Consider the following 17,419-nt stretch of genomic DNA (forward strand, 5'->3'; position numbering starts at 1 on the left):
CATGCGGTTGATTCTAAAGGCGGCGATGATGCTGGCGGCGAGCGCGATGCTCATCATGCCGCAAGCCGGGATCCCTGCCAACGCCCAGTCGACGGCAATCTCGGGGCCGAGCCTCGAATATTTCGCGCCCGGCAACATCCTGCCGAGGTCGAATCTCGGCGTCCAGGGTCGCAAGGTAGTTTTCCCCGACTGGGTATTCCCGTTGAAGATCGGCAGCGCGAGCGGCCATCACGCCTATATCGGCACCCAGCTCACGCAGTTTCACGGTGTTAACTGGGCGAACGATCCGCGCCTCTTCAACTATCCAAGCCGCGACAATCAATGCGAGCCGCGGCAATGGGACATGCGGCCGTGCCCGGCCGGGCAGGGGCATCAGGGCGTCGACATCCGCGCCAACGACAATCGCGACGATTTCTGGCCGGTGGTCGCCGTCGAGAGCGGCGTCGTGACAAGCATCACGCGGAACACGACCGTGCAGATCCGGAGCGGCAACCACACGGTCCGCTATCTGCATATGAGCCCGGGCTCGATTGCCGACGCCGGCCTGGAGATCGGCAATAATGTCAGCCAAGGTCAGCAGATCGGGCGCGTCTCCTGCTTCCTCGGCAAGATATGCCAGACGTCCCGCCACCTGCATTTTGACGCCTATAGCGGCTCGGCCGGGCAGGGCAATTTCTTCCACGTCTATCCGTCGCTGATCGCCGCATATAAGCGTGCTTGGGGCATCCCCGATGGCGTCGCCAATGGCGAGCTCACCGTAGATCCCGCTCATGAGGTCGGCTCGGCGGGATCAGGACCCGGCCTGTTGCCGGATCCGGGGCCGGCGCCGATGAGCTCCTGCGAGGGTGTCGCGATCGCCGATCCTCTGCCCAATGTCGACCGAAATAGCTTCGTCAGCCTCTGGCGGCATAATTGCTCGATCATGGGGCTCGTTGCCGACAATGCGAGCGGCGAGCGTTCCTTTGTCTATTTCCGCCCGAAAAAGGCGATCGAGGAGATCGTCGCCGACGATCCTGTCCTGTTCAAGGGCGTGAACCGGGGGGGCGAGTATCGCGGCACGGCGAAGCAATATAGCAAGCGCTGCGGCAATCAAGGCTTTGCCGGCAGGGGCAGCGCCGCCGACGGCTTGACCACGAGCGTCAAGGTCGCCGGTACGCGCAACCGCCTCGACAGCGACTGCCAGATCGTCGGGACTCAGGAGCAGGCACTGGAATTCGTCTTCGTCGAAAGCGTCGCGCCCCAGCCCGCCGTCGTTCAACACACGGTGCCGCCGGACCGCGAGACGCTTTCGGAGATCACGCGCAATTTCCTGGCGATTACCTTCTATCCGGACGCTTCCGGAACAATCAGGCTGCTTCCTTACTTCAGTTCGTTCCCCGGCCTGGTTCAGGGCGGTGGTAAGATCGACAGCGCTGGCGGCCTGATACCGGAGCTTACGACCGACGAGGCAGGCGTTGCGATCTCGCGCGTCTGGATCCGGAAGCGCGCCCAGTTCACCGAGAGTCTCCGGATAACGCCGCGCATGGTCGCGCACAGCATGGCGGGGGTCGATCCGTCGGCCTGCGACGCGCAAGTCAACCCGACCGAGGCCGGCATCGCGGCGGCGCGCAGCGCCAACAAGGCGCGGGTAATGTGCAACAAGGTGGTCAGCTATCTCCGCGGCTATATCGGCCTCGGCGGTGGGCGCGGCTTCGCCACCGATTATTTTGGCAGAAGGGTCAGTTCTGACGAATTACTCGACCTCGGCGAATCCGACACCTCCTGGAACTGGATGCGCACAATGTACAGTCACGAATCGGGACGCGCCCCGGTCATCGGCCACGAGGCCTTCGATCGCGGTATCGCAATGGGAGATCACTACATTTCCTTCCATTACGACCAAGTCGCCGACGCGATGAAGCCGATCGCCTTCTACAGCGACCCCTGCAACTTCGCGCAACCAAGTTGCGGAACAGGTACTGGCGAGACGGTCGTTGTCGTCGGAACAGGTGGTGCGACGACGACGGGTGGCGAAACAACTGGACCGTTACTAGAAAAGCTGTTGAAGGAACTGACAATATTGCGTAGCAAAGTTGACGGGCTGAGCAGAAAAATCGACGGCTTGAATATTAGCACTGCAGATCGAGATGACTAGAGCAAGCCGAGCCCTTCGATAATTTGCAAGACTGAATGATCGGACTAGCGAGATACATAGTCATATGAGTGGGGAAAAACCTTAGCCCGTTAGTCGAGTCAGAGCTGGAAAAAAGTCCTGACGATTGCGGGACATGTTAAGGTGAACCCTAATGGTGCCTCAAGAAGCGCGTGCCACTTTTCGAGCGATTTGGGTCGGTCTTTTGGTAGGCCTGGTTCTGTTCAACTCAGCTTCAACCGGTGCGCCGTCGTGGGCAATTCAAAGGGTATTAGCAGACGCGACGGTTTTCATCGAGCCTCGGTACGGGCCTGATCGACGGACTGGTGCTCACAACAGAGCCAATACTAGAGAGGCTCGGAGGGCAAGCAGGCTTCAAACCCGAGCCTTGAATGGCCACTTGGCTGCCGAAAGCGGAAATATCTTGTCGACGATCAGCCTTTCTTCTGCGGCAGTGATGTTGATGAGCGGATTGACCGAGGTCTCTGAGCCGCCCATAGCAGGTGCCTCGTCGACGGGTTGCGGGACGACGATCTCGGCCCCGGTAGTAACTTGACCCTCCCGGATCGCCTTGAGAATGGCTGTTTCAGAAGCCGTGGCGGCGGACGCGACTACAATCGAACAAAGCGGCAGAAACCACTTCGCGCAGCTGAGAATTTTCATCACGCCCTGTCCTTAAGCTCTGATGAGGTGACCTGTCTCTGCACGTTTAACACATACCAATATGACGACCTTGGCGAGTGGGTCCCAAATTAAGGAAAAAAATTAGTGCCATTATGAATAGGCTGCTCCCTTTAAGACACAATCAAGAGAAGCTATCATAGCAACGCTGGTGAAACGATGGGTCACATGTGGACTACAGCCAAACCAAGGGCGTCAGCTTTTTTGCTGCAGTTGATCTTTGCCTTCCTCGCTGTTTCGGCGGCCCCCGCGCAATCGGTGCATGACAAGATTAAGCCCAGCCTGGTATCGATTCGGGCGATCGGCCAGCAGTCGGACAATACGCTAGTTTCTTCGTCAGCGACCGGGTTCGTTGTCTCGTCCGACGGGCTGGTTCTCACTGTCTACAGTCTTTTGACCGGCCTAGGAAATGTGAATCCCGAGACGATCGAAATCCGCGCTGATATAGGCAGCAATAGTCCCAACCCGACCTTGCGGGCGGGGATTGTGGATTTTTCCCAGAATATGAATCTGCTGCTGTTGAAGGTTTTTTCTGATTCGCCCACGAAAGGCGTCGAATTCGGCAAGTCCGGCATGATTGCTCAGAATACCAATATTTCTTCGTCGGGCTATTCAGACCAGAATGGGTACCGCGTTCATACGGGAGAGATAACCGACCGCGACAACAGCAGTGTTCACCTTTGGACAACGACCTTGCCTTTTGAAAAGGGCGAAATCGGTAGTCCGGTCTACAGCGGGGATGGCAAGGTGGTAGGAATAGCGCGCGGCCAGTTTTCTCCGGGCGCTGGGGACCAGTACTTCATTCCAATAGAATTTGCTGATCCGCTCATGGCGGCTACGCGCGTCAGTGCACTGCAGCAATCTTTGAGCAAGGTGAACTCGGAACTCACGCACCCCGAACACGGTCCAGAGCAGTTGGCAATCCGCATTAAAACGATTCAGAGCACGATCGACGCTCTGCAGAAATACATGACATGGGAGGGAAAAATCGAGAAATCCGAAAGTGGGGTTGAGTCTGTAAGAATTTACTATGAAAAAGCCTTGTCAGGCGAGCCTTTCCCTCAACAGATCAGTGTCAAAATAACGCCTGTTGGACACCGTTCCGATGGTACGATAGCCCTGTTCGAAACTTTGCCAGGTAAAAGCTATACATCCAAACCTCAGACCAATTCGCTGGACGTCGGCTATTTCGATCTCGAAAAAGCCATATCGATCATCGATTTTCATAAAGAGGCCAATCCGGATGTCGCCCACGTTTCGCTTCGCGTCGATTTCATCGTAACCTTGTCCGACGGGACTCAATTGCCGTCGAAGAAGATGACTTTGGAGAGGTAGGGCGGCCATGTCGCCAAATTATGGAAGGTGGAAGCAGGTCGGTCGCCGCGTGACCCTGGCCCTCTGTGCCTTGCTTGCCGCTATGTTACCGCGAACGGTTCAGGGTGGGATGTTGTCTACTGCTTTGCCAGTTGAACTCGAGATTCGGGCCTATCACCTCGAGTTCACCCCCGACGGCAACAATCTGATTTTGATCGAGGGCCCAACCGATCGCGTGGTCCTCTACGATTTGGCAACGGCAAGCATCAAATTCTCAACTCAGGTCCCGCACAATGTGTCCGACACAACCTTCTCATCCGGCGGGGACTACGTATTCCTCATTGGACAGGACAGTAAAGCAGGCAACACAGCCGTTTCTCGAATGTCCCTAGAAGATGGTATCGTGCGCACTGTTGCGTTCGATCGGCAACTCGACAGGCCATCGATTGCAGTGGGCCCCGACGATAGACTTTTCGTTAGCAGGTACCTCGCCGGAACATTGAAGCAGGTTCCTATCGAGTTGTTTGACACAGGCCTCGGTGACAGCCCGATCCCGTTTGATATCGACCGAGGCGGCAACGAACTCTTGATCAAAGCGGCGCCGGTCGCTGGGATCGAGTCCGTGCCTGGCGAGCGGATCTTATTCGTTTCACATGCTTTCGAGCGTGCAGTGACGGCGATCGACATGCAAACGGGAGGATCAATCGATCAGCTCAAGCTTGACGGAAAGATGGTAGATGAGAAGGAGCCGGCCCTTCATCTGGTGGCGACGTTTTCAGGCCAATCCGATTCGGTCGTTATCGGCGATTCTAGCGGAGAGCGGCTGCTGATTGCCGACGTCGACGAGGCGTTTTCCAGCTTCGATATCATCCAAGTTGTCGATCTAAAGGCTATGCACCGCGCGTCGGATGCAGTCCTTCGCAAATCGCCATTGCTCATTGCAGCCGATGCTGAGCAAAATGCAATCCTGGTAGGAAGTGAAAACAGTACCGAGGTGCTCGTTTACAGCCGGTCCACCCGGAGTCTTGAGGTTCAGAATACGCTGTTGCTACCCTTCCGACCCAGCGCGCTGGACGTCTCTCCCAAAGGAGACACCGCTGCCTTTCTGGATGCTGCGAGCGGCCGGCTGATCATACAGGACGATCCGACTGGACGAGGAGTTGCGCAACCTGTCGATCAGGAAATGGAACGGGTAAGGGAGGTGCAGCGTCAGCTTTCCGAACTCGGCTATCCTGTCGGATTGGTGGATGGCCTTTACGGTACACAGACCAGTACGGCGATCGCCCTTTTCCAGAAGCAGCAAGGCCTCAAGGTAACCGGCACCTTAGACGACGAAGTGCTTGCGACCCTGGACCAAGTGGTGGCGCATCAAAAAGGCAACACAACGACTCAGGGGGCAAACAAGGATTTCGTGGTTGTCCAGGCAGTCATAAACCCGGTCTTGCAGCCTAGGAATGTCGGCGACCCGATAGGCTACTGTGCCGGAGACGAGAGATGTAGCTCACTCGCGGAAGTTGCCGAGTCGTTTCTTAAGCTGCCGCCCGGGACTGTGGCGGCAGCTCTCGCTGCAGTGCCGCGGGTGAGCCGGGAAGGCGAGGAAGGCCGTTATACGATCGAACTGCCTGCGGGTTATCAATATTGTCGATCCAAAATACGCACCTCCTCCGTAGTACCTGCCACAGGGGACCGAGCATCGGTAATGAGTGCTAGTAGCTTCCAGAATGGGGTTCACGTTTATACATGGACGCCTAAACGTGGAATTGTCGAAGGGCGCAGTTGGGTTGAAGCCGACTACACTATCTATGGCGTTCGTGATGATTTGGCTGAAAAACGCCGAATCGAAGGGAAATGCCGCCCGCACGGGAAGCAGTTGATTGGATGTCGCGGGGCCAGAGGCACCAATAAGGGACAACCGTCATGTGGTACAGTGGAAGACTGATCGCTGGCATGGGGTGGCGAAATCCCCGCCTGCCACGTACCAAGCTGCTTCATTGCCGAGATCACGCCAACTTTAGCGCGGCTGTACCCTCTAACGCACACCCAGTTGAGGCTGTGTCCGTGGAGTGGTGTAGCTCGGCGTCAGCGAAGCCGCTCGCGACCGCGTCCCTCGGCAGCGCTGTAGCGAGCGAGCGGCGTAGCGGGCGGTCATCGACGTTTTCTCGGTAGGGTCGGGTTGCTGACGCTGTGCTGTTTTCCGAGGGGAATCAGCACCATGGTGATGCCGCCAACGCGCTCCTTGCCGTCGCTGGCGTTCCTGCCGAGCGACCAGGTTGGTCCCAGCAGCCAGGTTCTGCCGGTGGAGCGGAGAACCGGGAGGGGTCACGTCATAGCGATCCCAACCTGATCCCGCATGCTCATAGCCTTGCCCTTCCGTTCAGTGGTTTTCAGCTCTAGAACGTGTGTCGGATGTCACCCTGTTGCACTTAGCTATCGAGAAGAAAGTCCGTCGCGTACAGTAAATTGATGAGATCTAGTGTTCTCAATTCCCACAAGCGCTTGATAACTTCAGAAGGTATGATGGATTTGACTGGACGCGGAGCTTACAGGAGTACAAGTACCAAACGCGTGGTGGAACGTCGCCGTCACGCCGCATTCGGCGTTCGGTTTCCAGAACCTCGAATTGCGGTAGCATGTAGTTCTTCGAAATCGAATTTTGCACCCGTGCGCACCATTTTTCTGCGTCCAATTCCTCCGGGATCCACCCTGACTCGCGGGATACCTCCTGCACTTCATTCCATTTCTCAACTCCGTGGCTAGGATCTCGGCAGGCCCCAGCGGTGCTCTCATCCGACACGGTTGCGTTTTCAGCAGGGGTTATTTCGGAGCAGGGTCCGGTGTCTTTGTACACCGCTCCCGCTTTGTCTAGTATCGTGTCAGCCCTTGCCAAAGGGAGCACGTATCCTACACGCGCAAACTCATCGTGGCCCTTAATCGCCACCCCTACAACTCGACCACCCACATCGAATACGGGCGCGCCGTTCATCCCTGCCATTATTTCAATGTTAGTTTGCCACCATGTGGTAAGTGTACTTTGAACGAAAGCGTTTCTGCTGGTAAGCGCTCCACCTACGAAGATTGTTAGGTCAAAGCCTTTCGGATATCCGATAGCAAACAATGGGTCGCCTACAGATGCCAGTGGTTCGCTACCGAGGGTAGCGGTAGGGTACGGTTCCGCCTTTTTCTCTAGCTGCAGCAGCATGAGATGATCGTCAGACTCGATCCTCCCAGCTGCGACAACGGGGCCGTTTCTCCCTCCGAAGCGAACGCGGAGAGGCATTTTCTCGTTCGCCTTCCACAGAGCAGGAGCGGCAGTTACAAAATGCCCCTGGGCCGAAACAGTAAATCCTGTGGCTACGGGGTCACCCTCCACAGGAGGATAGGCCTCTACAACCCCAACTATTTTCTCGTATTCCGAGTAAATGCATTTGGCGCTCACTTGCGCGTATCCGTGGCCCGCAGTTGTAAGTAGGCATGCGAAAACCGCTAATAATCGTTTCTGCACCGCACAAATACGCGGTCTCATTTTATGCAGGCCTGAGATCTGGCCAGCACGTAAGTAGGATTTGACCTCACGCGAAGGCTGCAGAAGTATTGATATTCAATCAACCTAAAGGGCGGCGACCGATCTCGCACCTTCTCCGCACTTTCAAGCACGTCGAAGACTGGGGCGTTGTACCTTTCTGCCAGCCGGCCCTTCAACTCGTCACACCAGGCCGATGGGTTACTGCCGCCGCGCCGCCAATCGGACCATCGTGAATTTGTCTCCTGGACGCCCCAGGATTCGACGCCATGGCTTGGGTCGCGACATTCTGGGATAACACCAACATCAGTGGCGCCATCCTTTGAGTCCGGGCCATGACATGGACCCGCCTCTACGGGTCGCACATTTGCTTTCGACAGTATGTCTCGCATAAATGTGTTCGTAACAACGAAACTAAGTCCAGGTTCCAAATCAAAACTCGAAGCAACTAGACCTATAACTGTACCAAGTTCGTCGAACGCAGGGCTCCCGCTCATCCCCGGTTGCACTGATAAGTTCGTTTGGAGCATCGGTCGCAATCTGCCCTCTATCTGAGCGCTTGTATCAATAACTGCGCCTTCCACAACCACAAACGATCCGAGAGTAGCAAACCCGAGGGCATATATATCGGCACCTGGTTCAGGGTTTACTTCGAACGAAATTGGCATGACCGGCCATTCCGTCTGTCTTTTGGGTAATTTCAGAAGGGCTATGTCCAACTGCTCATCCCAAGACACCAAAATCGCGGACAAGGGTATGGCCCCAGCTCCCCCCACCCGGACCTCAATTCGAAGATTACTTTGCACAGCCTCGTTCGCTCTTGCCGGATGCTCGGAGACCCCGGCCACTCGTGCTGTGGTCAGTAAGAATCCATCCTGGCTTATGAGAAAACCGGTCCCGGTAACCAACGCTTCGGAACCCTCTGGGTTCAAATACCGGGTCTCGACCAATGCCACGCTGCGCAGGTGGTTCGTCACCAAGCAACGGTTTAAGTCGATATCGCTCTGCGCGCTTGAGGTTGTAACGCAAGCGATAACTGCGATGAAAGCGCACCCGCGCCGTATCGCGGCTCGCCTCAGCGCCACCGCAAGGTGGTGCAAAGCGCTGCATTCACGCATATTGAACACCTCCCCGCCACCGATTGACATTCTTAAGCCGATTTACTGCAGAATCCCTTCCGCACCAGCTGGACGGCAATGTCATACGATTTATCGTGTCAGTCGCCTGAAGCATGCCTGTACGGACGGCTTTAGGCAAGTGTCTCGGATCGCGCAGGCACGTCGGTGGTGGTATCGTCACTGGCTCTACATACTCATATTTTGAGGGCGCAACTTACCGAAGTTTACCGGCGTTGTCTGGGCAACGATATGGGGAGCAACGAAGCCGGCAACGACACCGTGCAATCGTTGATCAGTTTCAATCTGGCCACAGCACTCGGTTCGGTCGAGAACCTTTTGCTGCTCGGCAAGCCTCTCGGATCGAGATGCGCCGACCCTTGTCGGCTGCGGCTGACGCGTTGGTTGGGTTGCCTAGTTTCGTCCCAAACGACTTTCGGGAGGCGAGTCGCGAGGCTCGGTCCGCAATAGAGGCTTAATTTGATCCCACCTGGAAACAGGCGCCGGAGGAGGAACCTGGCAAGCAGGGGTCACCGAGACCGCGGAGGCCAAGGAAGGGCTTGGCGGTTCGCTGCTCCGGGAGGCTCTAGCTGCCAAGCGGTAGGTCTCGATAGCCGCGCCATGGCCATCTACGATATAATGGACGATTTCGGGCGCCACACCGCGTTTGACTGCGCTGAGCTAGCGCTTTGGTGTCATGTCGCTCATGGCGCCCTGGAATGCGCCTCAAGGGGACAGCAAGGGATATTCGCAACCTCGCATCCTCGGGCATCAATGCCGACTTGGCAGCTCGCATCGTCAAACAGTATGCCGAGCATGGCGACGAGCAGAACGGCATCCTCTTTGCCAAGGCCGGCGACTGGACCGACCGCGAAGCCATCGACGCATTCCGGACCTGACGGTTTCCGGTCGCGCCGCCGCCGATGCCGCCGCGCAAGAGTACGCCGAGAACTTTGCGCGGTTCGCGCCTTGAGGGTCGCTCATGCGATGGCGGCCTTCCGGCGGAAAAAGCCCGCATTGAGCAGCGGACGTTCGACTACAAAGTGGAAGAAGACGCCGGCGGCCAGCCCAGCAGCGATAGATCCGATCTGAATGGCCGGCGATGGCATAGCCGGGGCTACTTTCAAGCAAAGCTTGTTGAAGGCAACGATAACCGGGAAGTGCACTAGATAGATCGAATAAGACGCGTCACCAAACAGCATGCCGATTCGTGGCCATGTGATCGTCGACGTCAGGTCTTTGGATGCTAACCCAACAACAATTATCATGCTTGATACGGCATAGAACCATGCGCCCCACACGTGCCCTAAGTCATGTTCGAAAAACGCAGTTGTAAAAAATGCGGTGACACCCAAAATCGCGATGGCCCTTCCTTGGCGCTGTGGGTGCTCGCCAGATGTGCAATGCAATACAAGCACTCACCAGGCGGAACAGTCAACGGCGATGTTCAGGCCGCGAATTCGGCCGCGACCCGGCCGGTTGGCCAGGACGGCGTTCCGGAAATGGCGATTGGCTACGCGTCACCTACATCGCCAGCGGACGGACCAGCGAGTTTCTGTTCGCGTGAATTGCGCCAGTTTGAACCTCATCCGTCCATTCCCTCCACACCGCTTTATCTAATAAGCTTTCTTTACCGCTATAGTCGACTGGTCAAATTCCCGCCTATAAAAGCAATTTCGCAGAAGCTTGCCGCGCCAAGATGTTTCGCACATTCGAGACCTGCCATCGGCCATTGCGCGCTGTCCGAACGCCGCGGCTGTTCAGGGCAATGGCCAGGCCACGCAGGCTGGTGATGCCGGACCGTTGGATAGAGGCGATGACCGGCAGCACGGTCTGGGCAAATCGGTTTGCCTCCCGAATCGACATCTTCCGGCCTTTCGCCGCGGCCTCAGCGGTGTTGGTCGGGTTGCCGAGTTTCATGCCAGTGGTCTTGCGCGAGGCGAGGGCGGCTTTGGTGCGCTCCGAGATCAATCGCCGCTCTTTCTCGGCCAACGCGGCGTAAAGGTGCAGCATGAACGGGTCGGCGTCAGCACCGAGTTCGGCCACGACGAAAGGAACGCGCTGGACCATCAGGCCCGCAATGAAGGCAACGTCGCGCGAGAGTCGGTCTAGCTTCGCCACGACGACTGGGCATTTGAGCTGCCGGGCAAGGGCGAGGGCAGCTGTCAGTTGCGGCCGTCGATCAAGAGCGTCTGCTCCCTTGCCGGTTTCGATCTCGGTGAACTCCTGGAGGATGATCATCCCCTCGGCCTCGGCAAAGCGGGCGACCGCGGCACGCTGGGCCTCGATGCCCAAGCCCGAGCGTCCTTGCCGCTGTGTGGAGACTCGATAATAGGCGACCGCGCTCGTCATGCTGCTGTTTCCGGGGTGTTCAAACTGCAAACCACCGTTTGCAGTTTGCTCACCCGTCAAGAATAGGCAAGGGATTCAATGAGATAATGCGATCTTCTCCAGTGATCTGCCCTTAGCCGGACAGCGGCTCCATGTCCGTGTTACGATAGACCTCGGTCGAGCGACGCGCAGGGGAAGCACATGGCGGGCGAACGTTGGGTGAGGAGGGGTGCCTGTTTGTGCTCGGGTTGGAAGCAGGTTCGCGCTTCGAACATGCGTTCAACGTCCTGAGCCCACATGCAGTCCTATGCCCTCCTCTTGGCGGTTTTTGGAGCAATCGTGCTCCTTACTGCCTGGCTACCCATACTTCTCAGGGAGCTTCCGCTTTCGCTGCCAATGGTTTGCATCGGGATCGGGGTTCTTTTGGTTTGGTCACCATTCTCTCCGCTCGTAGGGGTGAACCCACTTGAGAACCGGATACTAACCGAGCGACTCGCTCGACCGGAAGCTATCGAAGGGGGTGCGGGCGATTTACGATCTCTCTGCCACGCCCTTCTTCCTGCGCGGGTCAGGCTACCCGGAAGGCTATTTGTTTCCCTGGGTGGTGTCCGACTTCAGCCTGATCGACGCGATCGAGAGCGGCATCGTCAAGTTGCCCCGCGTTCCCGTGACCGACAATCTTGTTCAGACGGACTCGGTCATCTATCGAGACCTCTGGAAGCATATTGGAAAGGACCTGCCCAAGACCGCGGCCGGCGCCAACAAGCTCAGTCCGTTTGATCTGCCCAATCAACTTCGAACAGCTTTGTCCGCCCTCTACAGCCACTATGAGGGCGAGTTCGACCGCTGGAAGCGCGAAGGCATCGAGGTGCCGCCGGTCTTTATCGTGGTGTGCCAAAACACGGCGATCTCGAAGCTGGTGTTCGAGTGGATAGCCGGCTTCGAGCGCGGCGATGCAACCGAGGGCGAACGCGCTGCATTCCATGCCGGGCATCTTGAGTTGTTTCGAAACTATGATGAGCACGGTGCAAGGCTGCCGCGTCCGCGCACCTTGCTCATCGACTCCCGCCAGATCGAATCCGGAGACGCGCTGGACAAAGGCTTCCAGGAAGCGGCCCGTGCAGAGATTGAGCAGTTCAAGCGGGAGATGGCCGCACGGGAGGGCGCTGGTAGCATCAACGCAGAACCAGCGAAAGCGCATTGTTGCGCGAGGTCATGAACACCGTCGGCCGTCCAGGCCGCCTCGGGGAGCAAATCCGCTGCGTGGTGTCGGTGTCCATGCTGACCGAGGGTTGGGACACGAACACTGTTACGCATATTCTGGGCGTCCGCGCCTTTGGAACCCAGCTCCTTTGCGAACAGGTGGTCGGGCGCGGCCTGCGCCGCCAATCCTACGAACTCAATCCGAAGACCGGTCTGTTCGATGTTGAATATGCCGACATCATGGGCATTCCATTCGATTTCGCCTCGGCACCGCAGATTGCGAAACCGACCAAGCCAAAGCCTGTGACCCGAGTGCATGCGATTAAGGAGCGTGCAGCGTTGGAGATCGCTTTCCCGCGCGTGAGCGGCTACCGGCGCGAACTGCCCTCCGAGAAGTTGGACGCCGTCTTTACCGAAGACAGCCGTCTTGTGATCACCCCCGCCGACATCGGCCCTACTTCCGTTGTCATGGAGGGGATCGTCGGCGCCGGGGTCACGATCACGCCTGCGGTCCTGGAGCGCCTGCGACCTTCGGAAATCAGCTTCAACCTAGCCAAGCACCTTCTCTACGCGCATTTCCGCGACGACGAGGGCTTTCCAAAGCAGCACCTCTTCCCGCAAATTCAACGACTGGCGCGCCGCTGGCTCGACGAGGGATATCTGGTCACGAAGGGCGTACCTATCGGCGCCATACTCTATCAGGATCAACTTGCGCGCGCCGCAGAGAAGATCGACATCGCCTTGACGCGCGCCGGCGACGGACGCATCCTCGCGGTGCTCGATCCATACAATCCCAAGGGTTCCACGCGTCACGTTAACTTCATCACCTCGAAGACATGCTGGGCGACCGGTGCCCGCCCGCCGAAGAGCCAAATAAGCCACGTTGTCCTGGATTCGAGCTGGGAAGAACAGCTCGCTCTGACGCTGGAGGGTAATCCGCGCGTCATCGCCTACGCTAAGAACCAGGCGCTGGGTTTCGACATTCCCTACCTCGATGCGGGAGTGATGCGGCGCTACATGCCTGATTTTCTTGTTCGCCTCGATGATGGCGGCGACGAGCCGCTCAAGCTAATCCTCGAAGTGAAGGGCCTTCGCGACGAGACAGATAAGGCCAAGGCCCAGACGACCCGCGAATTGTGGGTGCGCGGGGTCAACGCGCTGGGCGGCTTCGGCCGCTGGGCCTTCGCGGAGTTTCGTGATTGGACCGTGATGGAAGATGATTTTGCTGCGCTGGTCGATCGACTGATGGGGGAGAGGAATGGCCAAGCTTAAGCCTTATGCGGCAACAGATGCGAACTTGCTCGCACACGGTCTCGCGCCGGCAATGCGCTGGCTTATTGCCGTGGCTCTCGACGGCTCGACGATGACCTACGGCGAACTCGGAACCAAGCTGGAGAACGAGGCGGGGTTCTCGACTATCTTTAGAACGCGCCTCGGTTTCGTCGCAGGCGTGCTAATGCACACGATCCAGCAAGTCGCGGCGGATGCACCCCTCATCAACGTGTTGGTGGTCAACCAAAAAGATCGTCAACCCAGCCGAGGTGCTGGCCCATTCATGGCGAAACGCTTCGGAGAGAACCAGCTCGAGCGAGAGGACTCTAAACAGCGCCTTCCAAGACTGTGGGAAAGAAGCTTCAAACGAGCGGCGGGTGAAGTCTACAAGTTGTCAGCAACCGAGTGGGCCGATCTCTACAGGCGTGTTTTCGGTACTCCCCTGAATGCGGATGCTATTGAACGCGATCGCCGGGAGCGCAAGCGAGGAACCGAAAAGGACGGAATACCCACAGGCCGAAACTATGGTGCTGGCGGAGAAGGTCCATACCATAAGGCGCTCCGCCTGTGGGTAAAGGATAACCCTGGAATGGTGGACAAAGCATTCAGTGCTGCTACGGCTGAAACTGAGGTGGATCTGGATTCAGGCGACCGTATAGATGTGGTCTACAAGCTCATCGACCGAACGATCGTTGTCGAAGTGAAATCCCGGATCTCAAACGAAATCGATTTGCGACGCGGTGTTTTCCAGTGTGTCAAATACCGAGCCGTTCGCCAGGCCATGGATGTACGAGACAATGTAGCGGTTGAGGCTTTTCTAGTGACCGAGAACGAACTGCCCGGCGAAATTGCGGCGTTAGTAAAGCTTCACGGGATTCGGCATCTTCTGGCGCCGTTGGAGCGAAACTGAATAATGGCTCGTCCCCCGAAATCCCCTCGGATCATCGATATCCTCAAGCATGAGGCTGCGACGCGGCGAAACATCCCGACGGCTGAGATGGAGAGCTTTTTCCGCCGCGACGAGGACACCTCGCCGATGCCGCCGAAGCATTACGCCCGTGCGCGACCGCTGACGCCGGGCGCGACACGGACAGCAGAGGAGCCGGCGAAGCCCGAACTGATCTGGAATGGCGCGCGTATCAGCATCAGTGATGAGCAAATGCAGGAACTGGCCGAGACGGGTAGCTTGACGCTGTCGGACGCGCAACTGGTCTGGCGCGGGAAGGACAGGCAGGACTGGTCCAACCTCGTGGTCAACGTGCCGCCGCTTTACATCCAGGAGAAGATCCACCCCAAGGCGATCATCGATGATCTGAAGCGCCGCACGGCGCTGAAACGCGAGGCGAATACCGACGCACCGGACCTCTTCGCCGACTTCAACGGCATCGAACCCGACCAGCGCGCGGAATTCTATCAGCATGACCAGCATTGGTCGAACCGCATGATTCTCGGGGACAGCTTGCAGGTTATGGCGAGTATGGCCGAGCGAGAGAGTTTGAGGGGTAAGGTTCAGTGCATATATTTCGATCCGCCCTACGGCATCAAGTTCAACTCGAATTGGCAGGTTTCGACACAGTCGCGGGACGTGAAGGACAGTAAGCAGACTGACATTTCCCGCGAGCCCGAGCAGGTGAAGGCCTTTCGCGATACCTGGAAAGATAACATCCACAGCTATCTCACGTATCTCCGCGATCGCCTTACCGTGATGCGCGATCTGCTGACGGAAAGTGGTTCGATCTTTGTGCAGATTGGCGATGAGAACGTTCACCGCGTGCGGGCGGTTTTAGACGAGGTCTTCGGGGCCGAGAATAGCGTAGCGCTCATCCCGTTTGTGAAAACATCGGGACTAGGCGCGTCCGGGCTGCCTATTATCTGCGACTATCTACTGTGGTTTGCCAAAAGGAAGGGTAATTTAAAGTACCGCCCAATCCTTCTCGCGAAAGCGGCCGGCGAGGCTGGCTCGGATCAGTATACGTGGACTGATGACGGTGAAGGGCGGCGGCGTAAAGCTTCGAAATCGGAATTGAGCGGCGAGGCAGATAATTTACACAGGCTCTACCGAATAGACAATCTGACCTCTGGTGCCTTTCGCCCAAACACCACAATTGATTATCGGTTTCGGAACAAAGTTTTTCATCCAGGTAATGACAAGTGCTGGAAAACTACGCCCGCAGGACTGGATCGATTAACTAAAGCTGATCGATTGCAAGTATCAGGAAATACATTGTCCTATGTTCGATTTATAAATGATTTCGCTGCCATGCCGATCAAGGCACTGTGGACCGACACTGGAACAGGCGGTTTCGGCGACGAGAAATATTATGTCGTTCAGACGACCGCCAAGATCATCTCGCGTTGTATACTACTAACGACAGACCCCGGCGATCTCGTTCTGGATCCAACGTGCGGGTCAGGATCAACTGCCTACGCATCGGAACAATGGGGTCGTCGTTGGATTACTATCGATACCAGCCGCGTTGCGCTCGCGCTTGCTCGCACGCGGTTGATGTCGGCGCTATCCTTGGTACCTGCTTGCCGACAGTCGCGAAGGCCGCGCCAAAGAAGCCACCCTCGCCCAACGTCCACCCGCCGATACACCGATTGGCAACGATATTCGCCAAGGGTTCGTCTATGAGCGGGTGCCTCGCATCACATTGGGATCCATCGCCAACAACCCGTTGATCGACGACATTTGGGATAAATGGAAAGCCGTGCTGGAGCCTATCCGCGCTTCGCTCAACGCTGCAACGGGAGACGCTTGGGAGGAGTGGCAAGTCCCGCGCGAGCTACCTGCCACCGTGCCGGCGTCCGCGAGGGAGCCGCACGAAAAGTGGTGGGCGGCTCGCATTGCCCGCCAGCACGAGATTGACGCATCGATCGCTGTCCGCGCCGACGTCGAGTACCTCTACGACAAGCCTTTTGCCGACAGTAATCGCGTCCGTGTCGCCGGGCCGTTCACGGTGGAAAGCCTGTCGCCACACCGTGTGCTGCCGGCAAGCGAAGAGGAGTTGATCGAGGAGATCGAGGCCGCAGAGGGCAAGCGCTCGCTCGCCGAGGCCGATCTGGCTGGCCAAGATTTTTCTGGCATCGTCATCGACTATATGAAGTCAGAAGGCGTCAAGCAGCAGGAGAGAGGCGACCGCATCACCTTCGAGAGCCTGACGCCATGGCCCGGCAATTTCATCGGCGCCAGCGGCACTTTCATTGAGGGTGAGAACGGCCCGGAGCGGCGCGCCGCGATCCTAATAGGGCCAGAATACGGCACCGTCGGCCGACAGGACATCGTCGCCGCCGCGCGCGAGGCCGTTGACGCGCGCTTCGATGTGCTGATCGCCTGCGCCTTCAATTTTGATGCCCATTCCTCCGAGCTTTGCAGCCTCGGTAGCCTGAAGATCCTGAAGGCCCGTATCAACCCTGATATGCACATGTCGGAGGAACTGAAGAACACCGGCCGCGGCAACATGTTCGTGGTTTTTGGTGAGCCGGACGTTGATATCCTCGACGACGGGGGGCCTGAAATCCGCGTCAAGGTGAACGGCGTCGATGTGTTTGATCCGAATACTGGCGATATCCGCTCGAACGACACGGCCGGCATTGCCGCCTGGTTCATAGACACGGAATATAACGAGGAGAGCTTCTTCGTCCGCCATGCCTATTTCCTCGGCGCCAACGATCCATACAAGAATCTGAGGACCGCACTTCAGGCCGAGATCGACAAAGACGCCTGGGCAACGCTGTATTCCGACACGTCCCGGCCGTTCGAACGACCTGCGACTGGGAAGATTGCCGTGAAGGTGATCAACCACTTCGGCGACGAGGTGATGAAAGTGTTTGGGGTGTAGGGGAGCGCGG

12 protein-coding genes and 1 pseudogene are annotated in these 17,419 nt (G+C 57.5%); 8 read left to right on the plus strand and 5 right to left on the minus strand.

The window, feature by feature from the left end; translation table 11 throughout:
* The first annotated feature begins 1 nt into the window (after position 1).
* On the plus strand, positions 2 to 2,134 hold the full coding sequence (locus tag C9427_RS03475) for a M23 family metallopeptidase (protein WP_107647812.1): 2,133 nt from the start codon (positions 2 to 4) through the stop codon (positions 2,132 to 2,134).
* A 372-nt stretch (positions 2,135 to 2,506) separates the two neighbouring features.
* Here the strand turns inward: C9427_RS03475 and C9427_RS33735 are convergent, their stop codons facing one another.
* Complete coding sequence (locus tag C9427_RS33735) at positions 2,507 to 2,794, minus strand: hypothetical protein (RefSeq protein ID WP_146172495.1); 288 nt, start codon at positions 2,792 to 2,794, stop codon at positions 2,507 to 2,509.
* Positions 2,795 to 2,980: 186 nt separating this feature from the next.
* On the opposite strand from C9427_RS33735, the gene C9427_RS03480 reads away from it, so the two are divergent.
* Positions 2,981 to 4,147 (plus strand): S1 family peptidase, encoded by a 1,167-nt coding sequence (locus tag C9427_RS03480; protein ID WP_208636337.1) that lies wholly within the window; start codon positions 2,981 to 2,983, stop codon positions 4,145 to 4,147.
* Between the two features lie 49 nt (positions 4,148 to 4,196).
* Positions 4,197 to 6,065: a peptidoglycan-binding protein gene (locus tag C9427_RS03485; protein WP_167434236.1), complete on the plus strand. Its 1,869-nt coding sequence runs from the start codon at positions 4,197 to 4,199 to the stop codon at positions 6,063 to 6,065.
* 540 nt (positions 6,066 to 6,605) lie between these two features.
* Here C9427_RS03485 and C9427_RS03490 read toward each other — a convergent pair.
* Together C9427_RS03490 and C9427_RS35390 are read right to left on the minus strand one after the other, a co-directional pair.
* A complete protein-coding gene (locus tag C9427_RS03490; RefSeq protein ID WP_167434237.1) occupies positions 6,606 to 7,562 on the minus strand; it encodes a S1 family peptidase in 957 nt (318 codons plus the stop codon).
* Between the two features lie 83 nt (positions 7,563 to 7,645).
* On the minus strand, positions 7,646 to 8,794 hold the full coding sequence (locus C9427_RS35390; RefSeq protein WP_107647816.1) for a S1 family peptidase: 1,149 nt from the start codon (positions 8,792 to 8,794) through the stop codon (positions 7,646 to 7,648).
* Between the two features lie 686 nt (positions 8,795 to 9,480).
* Here C9427_RS35390 and C9427_RS03500 point away from each other — a divergent pair.
* Complete coding sequence (locus tag C9427_RS03500) at positions 9,481 to 9,660, plus strand: hypothetical protein (RefSeq protein WP_107647817.1); 180 nt, start codon at positions 9,481 to 9,483, stop codon at positions 9,658 to 9,660.
* An 81-nt stretch (positions 9,661 to 9,741) separates the two neighbouring features.
* On the opposite strand, the gene C9427_RS03505 is transcribed toward C9427_RS03500, so the two are convergent.
* A complete protein-coding gene (locus C9427_RS03505; RefSeq protein ID WP_107647818.1) occupies positions 9,742 to 10,179 on the minus strand; it encodes an acyltransferase family protein in 438 nt (145 codons plus the stop codon).
* Between the two features lie 244 nt (positions 10,180 to 10,423).
* Positions 10,424 to 11,113 carry a recombinase family protein gene (locus C9427_RS03510; RefSeq protein ID WP_107647819.1) on the minus strand — a complete coding sequence of 230 codons (690 nt, stop codon included), beginning with the start codon at positions 11,111 to 11,113 and terminating at the stop codon, positions 10,424 to 10,426.
* A gap of 469 nt (positions 11,114 to 11,582) precedes the next feature.
* On the opposite strand from C9427_RS03510, the pseudogene C9427_RS35395 reads away from it, so the two are divergent.
* From C9427_RS35395 to C9427_RS34650, 4 genes and pseudogenes are all read left to right on the plus strand, one after another.
* Positions 11,583 to 13,567 (plus strand): annotated as a pseudogene (locus C9427_RS35395) (BPTD_3080 family restriction endonuclease); the annotation flags it as partial.
* Positions 13,554 to 14,477 carry a hypothetical protein gene (locus C9427_RS03525; protein ID WP_107647820.1) on the plus strand — a complete coding sequence of 308 codons (924 nt, stop codon included), beginning with the start codon at positions 13,554 to 13,556 and terminating at the stop codon, positions 14,475 to 14,477. The pseudogene C9427_RS35395 and the gene C9427_RS03525, both read left to right, overlap by 14 nt.
* A gap of 3 nt (positions 14,478 to 14,480) precedes the next feature.
* Positions 14,481 to 16,202, plus strand: a complete 1,722-nt coding sequence (locus C9427_RS34645; RefSeq protein ID WP_245436965.1) for a site-specific DNA-methyltransferase — start codon at positions 14,481 to 14,483, stop codon at positions 16,200 to 16,202.
* 4 nt (positions 16,203 to 16,206) lie between these two features.
* Positions 16,207 to 17,409 (plus strand): hypothetical protein, encoded by a 1,203-nt coding sequence (locus tag C9427_RS34650; protein ID WP_245436966.1) that lies wholly within the window; start codon positions 16,207 to 16,209, stop codon positions 17,407 to 17,409.
* The last annotated feature ends 10 nt before the right edge of the window (positions 17,410 to 17,419 follow it).

The sequence above is a fragment of the Mesorhizobium helmanticense genome (assembly GCF_003034915.1).
GTDB classification, from domain to species: domain Bacteria; phylum Pseudomonadota; class Alphaproteobacteria; order Rhizobiales; family Rhizobiaceae; genus Mesorhizobium; species Mesorhizobium helmanticense.

What these genes read in the sequence shown, in the direction of transcription:
- C9427_RS03475 (WP_107647812.1), top strand. Translation starts at nt 2, where the DNA reads ATGCGGTTGATTCTAAAGGCGGCGATGATGCTGGCGGCGAGCGCGATG.
- C9427_RS33735 (WP_146172495.1), bottom strand. Translation starts at nt 2,794, where the DNA reads ATGAAAATTCTCAGCTGCGCGAAGTGGTTTCTGCCGCTTTGTTCGATT.
- C9427_RS03480 (WP_208636337.1), top strand. Translation starts at nt 2,981, where the DNA reads ATGTGGACTACAGCCAAACCAAGGGCGTCAGCTTTTTTGCTGCAGTTG.
- C9427_RS35390 (WP_107647816.1), bottom strand. Translation starts at nt 8,794, where the DNA reads ATGTCAATCGGTGGCGGGGAGGTGTTCAATATGCGTGAATGCAGCGCT.
- C9427_RS03500 (WP_107647817.1), top strand. Translation starts at nt 9,481, where the DNA reads ATGCGCCTCAAGGGGACAGCAAGGGATATTCGCAACCTCGCATCCTCG.
- C9427_RS03510 (WP_107647819.1), bottom strand. Translation starts at nt 11,113, where the DNA reads ATGACGAGCGCGGTCGCCTATTATCGAGTCTCCACACAGCGGCAAGGA.
- C9427_RS03525 (WP_107647820.1), top strand. Translation starts at nt 13,554, where the DNA reads ATGGCCAAGCTTAAGCCTTATGCGGCAACAGATGCGAACTTGCTCGCA.
- C9427_RS34645 (WP_245436965.1), top strand. Translation starts at nt 14,481, where the DNA reads ATGGCTCGTCCCCCGAAATCCCCTCGGATCATCGATATCCTCAAGCAT.